Origin of the sequence: Bacillus sp. Xin1, from assembly GCF_013314535.1 — a bacterium.
Classification (GTDB): Bacteria; Bacillota; Bacilli; order Bacillales; family Bacillaceae_G; genus Bacillus_A.
This window is the reverse complement of record NZ_JABUAE010000079.1, coordinates 1-8,597: the sequence shown is the minus strand read 5'-3', so window position 1 is coordinate 8,597 and position 8,597 is coordinate 1. Positions and strand designations below refer to the sequence as shown.

At 30.7% G+C, this 8,597-nt stretch carries 8 protein-coding genes and 1 pseudogene; 6 read left to right on the top strand and 3 right to left on the bottom strand.

Going from position 1 to position 8,597, the window contains the following annotated elements; all coding sequences use genetic code 11:
- Both HRG09_RS28660 and HRG09_RS27010 read left to right on the top strand, forming a co-directional pair.
- Positions 1-272: pseudogene (locus HRG09_RS28660) on the top strand (plasmid recombination protein); the annotation flags it as partial.
- A gap of 249 nt (positions 273-521) precedes the next feature.
- Positions 522-1,169, top strand: a complete 648-nt coding sequence (locus tag HRG09_RS27010; RefSeq protein ID WP_174103904.1) for a MarR family transcriptional regulator — start codon at positions 522-524, stop codon at positions 1,167-1,169.
- Positions 1,170-1,844: 675 nt separating this feature from the next.
- On the opposite strand, the gene HRG09_RS27005 is transcribed toward HRG09_RS27010, so the two are convergent.
- Together HRG09_RS27005 and HRG09_RS27000 are read right to left on the bottom strand one after the other, a co-directional pair.
- Positions 1,845-2,327 (bottom strand): DUF4367 domain-containing protein, encoded by a 483-nt coding sequence (locus HRG09_RS27005; RefSeq protein WP_174103903.1) that lies wholly within the window; start codon positions 2,325-2,327, stop codon positions 1,845-1,847.
- Between the two features lie 302 nt (positions 2,328-2,629).
- The gene (locus HRG09_RS27000) at positions 2,630-3,193 is read right to left on the bottom strand and encodes a DUF3967 domain-containing protein (protein WP_254610189.1); all 564 of its coding nucleotides are present in this window, start codon (positions 3,191-3,193) and stop codon (positions 2,630-2,632) included.
- Positions 3,194-3,779: 586 nt separating this feature from the next.
- Between HRG09_RS27000 and HRG09_RS26995 the strand changes: the two genes are divergently transcribed.
- Positions 3,780-4,316, top strand: a complete 537-nt coding sequence (locus tag HRG09_RS26995; protein WP_174103901.1) for a DUF6143 family protein — start codon at positions 3,780-3,782, stop codon at positions 4,314-4,316.
- 507 nt (positions 4,317-4,823) lie between these two features.
- Here the strand turns inward: HRG09_RS26995 and HRG09_RS26990 are convergent.
- On the bottom strand, positions 4,824-5,513 hold the full coding sequence (locus HRG09_RS26990) for a YetF domain-containing protein (protein WP_174103905.1): 690 nt from the start codon (positions 5,511-5,513) through the stop codon (positions 4,824-4,826).
- A 462-nt stretch (positions 5,514-5,975) separates the two neighbouring features.
- On the opposite strand from HRG09_RS26990, the gene HRG09_RS26985 reads away from it, so the two are divergent.
- The 3 genes from HRG09_RS26985 to HRG09_RS26975 all read left to right on the top strand — a co-directional run bounded on the left by HRG09_RS26985 (position 5,976) and on the right by HRG09_RS26975 (position 7,930).
- Entirely contained in the window at positions 5,976-6,542 is a 567-nt protein-coding gene (locus HRG09_RS26985; RefSeq protein ID WP_174103900.1) for a cupin domain-containing protein, read from the top strand.
- 793 nt (positions 6,543-7,335) lie between these two features.
- Positions 7,336-7,578, top strand: a complete 243-nt coding sequence (locus HRG09_RS26980; protein WP_174103899.1) for a hypothetical protein — start codon at positions 7,336-7,338, stop codon at positions 7,576-7,578.
- A 136-nt stretch (positions 7,579-7,714) separates the two neighbouring features.
- Positions 7,715-7,930, top strand: coding sequence for a hypothetical protein (locus HRG09_RS26975; RefSeq protein WP_174103898.1), 216 nt, complete (start codon positions 7,715-7,717; stop codon positions 7,928-7,930).
- Positions 7,931-8,597 lie beyond the last annotated feature (667 nt).

Genomic DNA, 8,597 nt, shown 5'->3' with positions numbered 1-8,597 from the left:
TAGGGAAAACATTCATGGAAATCCTGGCATCGATCCAACCAGGTTAGACAAGAATATTTACTTTGTTCAAAAGGACATCCGAAGTGTATACAAGGATGTCTTTCAAGAAACGATAGATAAGTATAATCAAAAGTTACTATGACAAAATAAAAAAAGATACAAAGACACATGAGCAATGAGAATTGGTTGTAGCGGTTGGAGAATGTAAAGATAACCCAAAGTATAGGGGAGCCAAAAAGGAAGCGTTAAAATGGTGTGCTGAGGCATATGAAAGCAACTGTGTTAGATAAGAGGGGAGAAAAGTTATTGAATAGCCATTTTTTAAGTGTACTTGTTTTCAAAAGGAAAATGCTGTGATATTGTCGAAGTATGAAAAAAGTAAAAAACCCCGCGAGTCGGCAAACTTAGGGGTTTTTTATGGAAAATTATGAAGGGGTTACCCCTTATTTACTATTTAAGTATCTATATTCTAACATAAGTGGGTTGACTCCTTCTAGTAGAGAAGGAGAGGAATTTTTTTCATGAGTAAAATTATTGATTTTGAGCAATCTGAAAAGAAAGCTAGATCAAGAGAAAATCAAATTGAAATCTTTTTAGAACAAGCAAATGTGGGTTTATCTTCTGAACAACAGCAATTATTGTTGCAAATTTTACATAGTACAACTGGTGAAGATTATTTTATAGGCAAAAAGAAAAAACGAACTGATGGGGTGAAGTTCGTGCAATTAATTATGGATAACATAAATTATTTAAATAAAATTGGTTACTTACAACCTAAAGAAGAAGCATTTTTGTTTAAACTTACTCCTTATATTGAATTTAAGACAAATGTAATAATAGAAAGAGTAGATAATGAGTTAGAGGTTGAAACAAATGCAGCAACTCCTAGTTATTTAGCTGAACAATTTGGAAATACTAGAGAATATATTTCTAGGATTATGAATTCCTTATTAAAGAAAGGTATACTTGGTGTTGCTGAATCTGGAATGACTACTGAGGATGGAAGAATTTGTTCTTCTAGAACATGGTTTGTGAATCCTAATGTTATGTGTTGTTCTCCCAAAGATGGTGTAGACAAGGCAACTCAACATATTTTTAAAAGATCTCTTCGTAATTTTAAAATTAAAGATAGTAGCAAAAAACATAAATTACCAGTTTATTTATTTTAAAAAAAGCCTGACTTTTAGTCTTGCTTTTTTTTATTTTGTCTTATTTTACATTTTTTAGGTGTGATCATTTAATCACACAGGTGTGATCATTTGATCACACCCTACCCCCTTTAAACCCTTGGTATTATTGAGTTTTTGTATTTTTCCTTTCTCACTCTATATATATAGCTAAAAGTTCCGCAAGGAACGGGTTGTATTTTTGAGAAGAACACTCAAAAATCTCCACCCTTAAAATAAAAAAGTCGGTTCGTTTATCCTCACCTAAAGGCTAACGCCTTTTCTTTTTTATTTTGTCCTTGCAAAACTTTTTTCGGCTCGTGTGCTTTTCTCGCCAAGCCGACAGACAAAAAGCAAAGCAATGGTTCTCGACTTGGACTAGCAAGTATACGAGCCGAACCGCCTAGATTAATCGTTCCGCAATTCTTCTTATTCGATGTTTAGATACGTTTAAAACGTGGGGTTTCGCCCCCACACGACGAGCCAGCACTCTAGCCAAAAAGCAAAGGAAAAAGATAAAAAATAGCGAAGCATAGGGAATCATGTATATTTAGAAGACTATTAAAAGTCCTCCAGATTGTTTAACTGGAGGGCTTTTATGTTCACATAATTCTCGATGTAGGAAGTTATCGTATTTAATTTATTCAATATTTATTATTGCTTTACAAGTAAATAACGTTAATTCATTGACCTTGCAATTTCTAGCATTTTTTTCTTTGGTAATCTTGTACTTTGCATTTCTACATATGTTCCAGCTTGTGTCCAACAGAGTAAACCACCTGTAATGAGTTCTCCATTCTTGTCCAATGTTCCACTATTTCCCCATGCTGAAAAATAACCCTTATTTCCGTTAATCATAATTTTTTCAGCATGGGGAAAGACTTTATTGGATCGTGGAATTCCCCTACTCAGGTGAATAGCAACCATTAGCTTTGTATCCTTGCTATCCATATAATGTAGGCTTATCCAAGGGGATGTTTTGGTATCTAATGTCCAATCATCTGGAATCTTTTTTGGAGTTAAGATAGTAAAATCAACTTTTTTCTGTATTTCTGGAATAGTGGTGCTGTTGTGATTATACTTAATTTCTTTAGCCTTGATTATCATTGGACAACTAATTAACAGTATTAAGGCAATGAATAAACGAAATGGAACTACCAATTTACTACCTCGATTCTAATTAAAATTTCTGATAGGTAGTATCTCCGAACTGTCATTTTTTATTAAAATAGCATGTCCCTTTCGTTGAACAAAGAACCATGTATAATGCATTCATGTAAAGTTAACATAACGCATTATTATCGGTAGCAAGGAAAACAGGCGGTCCTTACTCGTACAAGGGATCCGCCTTTGTCTTTTTTTATCATTCTATGCATATTTTTATACATTCCTATTGTGGCGCGCTTTTCTGTCTCCCTATAGTTCCCGATGTCTCCCTATTTTTTGCATAAAATCCTGTATATTTACTTCCAAAATTGCCACCACTTTTTTTGTTGAGTGGTTGCAATCAATTTTTTAGTTTCCTGGTTTTTACGGATCATAGCCATTAGGTTTTGATCACGTTCATCCATTCTTTGAATCACAGCTTTTTGAAAATCCTGTTGTTGTTTTTGCTGTTTAGCTTGTTGTTTAACTAGCTCTTTTAGTTCTTCTAGTTGTTCACTTTGATTTTTATTAATTTGTTCAAGTTGTCCAAGCCGTTCATATAACGCGTTCATGGTGTCCAAGATGTTCATAGATAAAGGTTCTACTCCATTATTATCTGTTGAGACAGTAATAATTAAGGGTACTCCACTTGTTTGTAATTTTTTATTAACTTCCTCTTCATTCATGTTATCGTTATACAACTTTTTTATCTGTTTTATGATTTTTACAGAATCAGAATGAATAAAATACTTGCTACGATTCCCTTGTTTTACTGTAAGGAATTGTTCATGTCTTCTTATATAGCGCTTTAATGTATTTTCAGATACATCAACCTTTTTAGCAAGATCATTTACGCTTATCCATTCTTGGTTGTTTTCCATCATGAACACCTCCAGTCTGTTCAAATGTCCATCTATCTTCCATCCATCCATACTAAAAAATTCTATATATATCAAGCAATTACCTGTGAACCGTTCATTTTGTTCACGCAATCTGTCCATTATGTTCACATAAAAATATACATATGTTATTCCCATAAAAGAATAGGAAAGAAGAATAAGATATATTGGGAATCCCTAAAATTTTCAGGAATATATATAGTCTAAATAAATTACATATTTTAATAATAATTGCTATTAATTTGGACAAGCCATATATACAAAGGTTTATACAAAAATTACAAAACAATAAAACAGAAGACCCGCACTGTTATAGGAATATATAAAATAGAGCCATAAAGAATGAGTCGCAAACTATACGCAAAATGTTGATATTATGAGGGTTTTTAAAAGAAAAAACTTTCGATAATGATGCGTTATGTTAACCTCACATAAATAAGATATTTACTATTTAAACTCATTAGAAAATCATTTTATTATGTTTAATAATTGTCTTATTAAATTTCATATTCATCCAAACATTATTTACCAATATACATAAACTTTACTAAAAAGGAGATAATTCTCTATGTCAAAGTTTAAAAAAAAGGATCAATTTATTAAAACTGTAAATATACCTAACCCATTATTTCAATCTCTACAAGGAAGATATTTTGTTGGGCAAACTGAAACCATTCATTTAGGAGAAGGAAAAAATGCTTGGGGGGGATTAGTGAATCCTTGTCATTCAAATGTAAATTTATTTGTAAATGCGTTTACCATTACAAATCATTCTGATCAACCTTTTACAGCTGAAATTTGGTTTAATCCCATATTACCTGGAAAAATAATGATTTCAGACAAAATAGCTCCTGCAAATACAACTCTTTCTCCACTCCCAAAACCAAAAATAGAAATCGAATTTGCAGAGTTAGTTGAGGGATTTCCTAAAAAAGGAGTAAATGTATTTAACCGAATTGTACCACCACAAAGTACTTTAACAAGTGATGAAGATGGAAAATTTATTTTTTCATGCGGTGAATCCTTTATTATTTTTTTAGTTTCACCAGATAATGAAATCATTGAATCAGAAATTGCCTTTGGTTGGTTTGAAAAGACAATTTAAAATTACATGATATACAAGTCAGTACAAAATAGATTTTCCCTCACGCTTCTTTAATTTTTTCAAGTTGGTCCTTGCTTTTGGGGAGGAGTGATGGCTAGCCAGCATTTTAGAAAAAAAACACGCTAAGGATATTTTGAACCCTAACCAGTTGATTCTTACCCTATTAAAAGTAAATGGACTGGTTTAAGTTCAATAATCGTAAATTTTGTAAGTTGAAATGTTCACACATCATTTATAACATATCTTAGTAGCATGATTATGATTACCTTTAAAAACCACTTTCAACACAATAGCGGAGGATTTAAAGTAAATTTTGTAAGAGAAAGTACATTAAACCGATAATAACTAATAACAAGATTACACGTGTAAAATTTAATTTCATCTCACAATACACCTTTTCTTTTATTTTTTTTGGAAACACTTTTAAACATTTAAATAAACATTTTATAATACAAGAATAGAGATGAAACAATTCATTATTGAATTTCATTGTTCTAGTTGTTGAAATCATGATTCATTCATTTTTTGGCAAAAGAAACCTTCATTTGGTTTCCATTCTGCATATAATACATCTTCAAACCTTATAATACCTTTTCGTTTAATTTGTTTGAAAAGCCAATTTTCATCAAATCCTGCTTGCTTTAAATTATCCTTAACAACTTCCCCGTCACTAATTAATGAAATCGGCAGATATACAGCTTTCTGTTTTAAACTTAAATCTTCTATTGTAGGAGATGCATATTTTGGTTTTTTTAAGACACTTATTTTTCCATTCGGTTCCAATATCATATATTCAACTTCTCGAATGGAAAAAATATCTTTTTGCTGTCGCAACATTTGATGTAGTTGGTTAATATCTAAATGATTTGCACTTAATTGTTTTCTATCGATACATCCATTTCGTATAATAATGGAAGGATTTCCTTCAAAAATATTTCGTGTTTTTCTCCATTTTTGTGTTAACACTTCTATCGTATAAATAAGTATGACCCACACAAATACTGCATATAGAATTGACCATACCTTCACTTTAGAATCATAAATAGAATTCCCTACAAGTTCACCAAGAACAATCGCAGAAACAAAATCAAAAGGGGTAAGTTGAGAAATCTGTGTTTTTCCTAACAATTTTGCAGCAATTAATAGTACAAAAAAACCAACCACAAGTTCTATGGTAATTTGCCCAATATGATCCATATGAAGTCTCACCTCGATAAAACGTTTTTTACAACAAAATTGAATGATATTACTAATAAGTACAGACAAACGTATTATGCTCCCCCGAATAGTAGGTTCAGAACGTTCAACTATTATTTTGTTAAAATTAATGATCAAACACATATTCTTTCATGAAAATCCTAATACATACTATAATCATCAATATATTTGCCAATTTTACACCCTTCCAAAAATCATGCCTTGTTTTGAATAATAGTATGTGGATACCATCGGTTCTTCATACATTTAATACAATATAATTTAAAACAAGACTAAAACGACTTAAAAACTCTTAGCTTGTTTTTTTCAAAATGCTGGCGATACCCCAATTAGATTTGTATAACGTATTCATGTATCTTTAATAAGTCACCTTAAATCCAAGTACATTCCTTTAACAAGTGCATAGAATAATTTTGTAAAAACATGAAGGGATTGGGAAAGATGTACTATGATCCTTATATATATCCATATCAATATCTTTATTATGTTAATGTACCAATGTATAACTATGGAAGACAGTCTGTTTACTGGACTTTTCCTAATGAGATAGAGTATACAAACAAATTTGATCCTTTTTGCTCTTCCAACGATGACAGAAGAATTTCATTAACAGATTATGGACCAAAATCATTTGTCATTAATATCAGTGAAGCAACGAAGCAAAACAATACCTATCGTACTGCTTTATGGACAGGAACACATTTACAAGTTACTTTAATGAGTCTCAATGTTGGCGAGAATATCGGTTTGGAGATGCATTCTAACGTTGATCAGTTCTTACGTATTGAACAAGGCCAGGGGATTATTCAAATGGGCAAGAGTAAAGATAATTTAAACTTTAAAAGAAATGTCTATGATGATTCTGCCATAATGATACCGGCTGGAACATGGCATAATCTAACCAATACAGGTAATATTCCTCTAAAACTTTACTCGATATATGCTCCTCCTAATCATCCATTTGGTACTGTACATGTAACAAAAGCTGATTCCATGGAAAATGAATAGAACTATTAGAAGTAGTAAAAAGGGTATTGAATTGAAGATCCTTTTTTACTACTTAAAATGTGACTTATGTAAAAAGCTATCATAAATCTAGCTTTTTCTTTTTTTGTTTATAGGTATTTTAAACTCTTTATTTATCGTGTTTTGAATGTATACTTTTGTTAGTGTTTTTGAAGAAAATAGGTTAAGTACAATAAAGTCAATGATTACGGTAATTTGAAAGTAAACTAATATTCAAAAGTTTACTTTCATTTTCTTAATAAAAAATATAAAACTTATTAGTTAAAATTTTATATTAATGTTTTTTTTCATGGGAGTAATAGGGATTAAATTAACTTAATATTGGGAATTTTTAATATAAATATTATCAATTTATTATATATTTCATTTGTGTAAAATTATTAGTAAGCTAAACTCTTTTTTAAATCTTTGCCCCTAACAAAGATTTAAAGGTAGTAGCATTTTTCTGGTTTAAGATATGTTGAAAAAAAGAATCTATTGCAGATTCTTTTTTTTAACATATCTTTATGAAAGTAAACTTCTATCTAAAGGTTTACTTTCATAGAATTTTGTATTTTTAGCGTACAATTTTTTACTTTGGTAATGTGATACTTATATGCAGTTATGCTAAATTTGTGGGGGTTACTGCTTTGACTTACATGATTGTCCAGTATCTATACTCAAAAACAAGGAGTATTATGCAATAGGTGACTAAAGTTACTTGATGAATTATCGATTTATTTTGAATTTATGATTTAATTTAAAATATCCACTTTATTTTTTAGGAGCTAGTTTAGTGTTTACTATTTTTTATGTAATAAAAGGATTATTTACTTCTAATTCATTATTAAAATTTGTTTTCTTAAAAGATATTATGATTTCGATTGTGATTTTAGTAATCATATGGACTATGTTGGCTATTGTTTTATGGCTGGTATTTAGTTTAGGTTCTACTTTTAAAAAAAAATTTAAAGAACTAAAACTAATAGGGGGACAGACCGAAATCGAAAAAAAACACTTCAGGCAAGCTTCAATATGAAAATAAGTGATTTTAATAACTAAGAGTATTCCGATACCTATTTTTCTATACAAAAAATGTATATTTTTGAAAATAATAGTTTTAATAGGATATTTTTGGTATAATCATCATATAATAATAATTTAGGAGGGGTTTTATGGAAAACGTTGCATTAGTATTATCACAATATTGGTATAAGCTACAACCCGTTTTGAGTACAGTATTAAATCCAACTGCCTATAAAGATCTTGTTATTGCTAAGAACAATGGGCTAAGTGCTCTTATTCAATGGCTTAACACACATCCAGATCTATGGGATATTATTGTAAAAATAATCAGAATCATCATAGGAGGAATAGTTCTACCTCTATAATTAGTTGATTTTACAAGGTTTCTTTTGAAACTCTATATTTTTACTATGAAAAAAATAGGAAATTTATCTAAATATACATAAGTTTTCTGAAGATAATTTACTTTATATTAAACTAATAAAAAGGAGCCAGCTTGTAAGCTGACTCCTTTTTTATTATTGTTATTGGATAGATTGGGGGAGTACGCACATTTTAAAGTTTTTATACGCTAAGAGATTTTCAAAACTCATTGCTATTAATTTTAATTGAGATTTTGATTTTGAGATAAATAAAATTACCTTAAGGTAGTAAAATTAGTATTTTTTTATGTCGAAAATTGCTTAGCGTATGTTTTTGTTAAAATGTGGGAGGTATCCCTTTTTAAAAATATGGTAGTTATATGAGATATGTCAACGGTACCGGACCGAACCCGCAAGGGGACGGGAGGATAAGGAGTTGACATACTCACTATGCAACCCTCTTGCAGAACCAAAACGTCCATCGTTTTGGCCTGCCAATCGGCGAGGGAGCCCCTCAAAGTTTTGAGGGGTTGGGGAGTTTGATTGATGGGGTCAAGGGGAAAAGTTCCCCTTGTAGGTTCGGACAAAGTCCGAGGTTTTTTTGCTATGCTTAGCATGGCTCGGCGAAGCCGAAAAGCGTCGCAGACCCCTATCGATTTTGATGCGAAAT

What these genes read in the sequence shown, in the direction of transcription:
- HRG09_RS27010 (WP_174103904.1), top strand. Translation starts at nt 522, where the DNA reads ATGAGTAAAATTATTGATTTTGAGCAATCTGAAAAGAAAGCTAGATCA.
- HRG09_RS27000 (WP_254610189.1), bottom strand. Translation starts at nt 3,193, where the DNA reads ATGGAAAACAACCAAGAATGGATAAGCGTAAATGATCTTGCTAAAAAG.
- HRG09_RS26995 (WP_174103901.1), top strand. Translation starts at nt 3,780, where the DNA reads ATGTCAAAGTTTAAAAAAAAGGATCAATTTATTAAAACTGTAAATATA.
- HRG09_RS26990 (WP_174103905.1), bottom strand. Translation starts at nt 5,513, where the DNA reads ATGGATCATATTGGGCAAATTACCATAGAACTTGTGGTTGGTTTTTTT.
- HRG09_RS26985 (WP_174103900.1), top strand. Translation starts at nt 5,976, where the DNA reads ATGTACTATGATCCTTATATATATCCATATCAATATCTTTATTATGTT.
- HRG09_RS26975 (WP_174103898.1), top strand. Translation starts at nt 7,715, where the DNA reads ATGGAAAACGTTGCATTAGTATTATCACAATATTGGTATAAGCTACAA.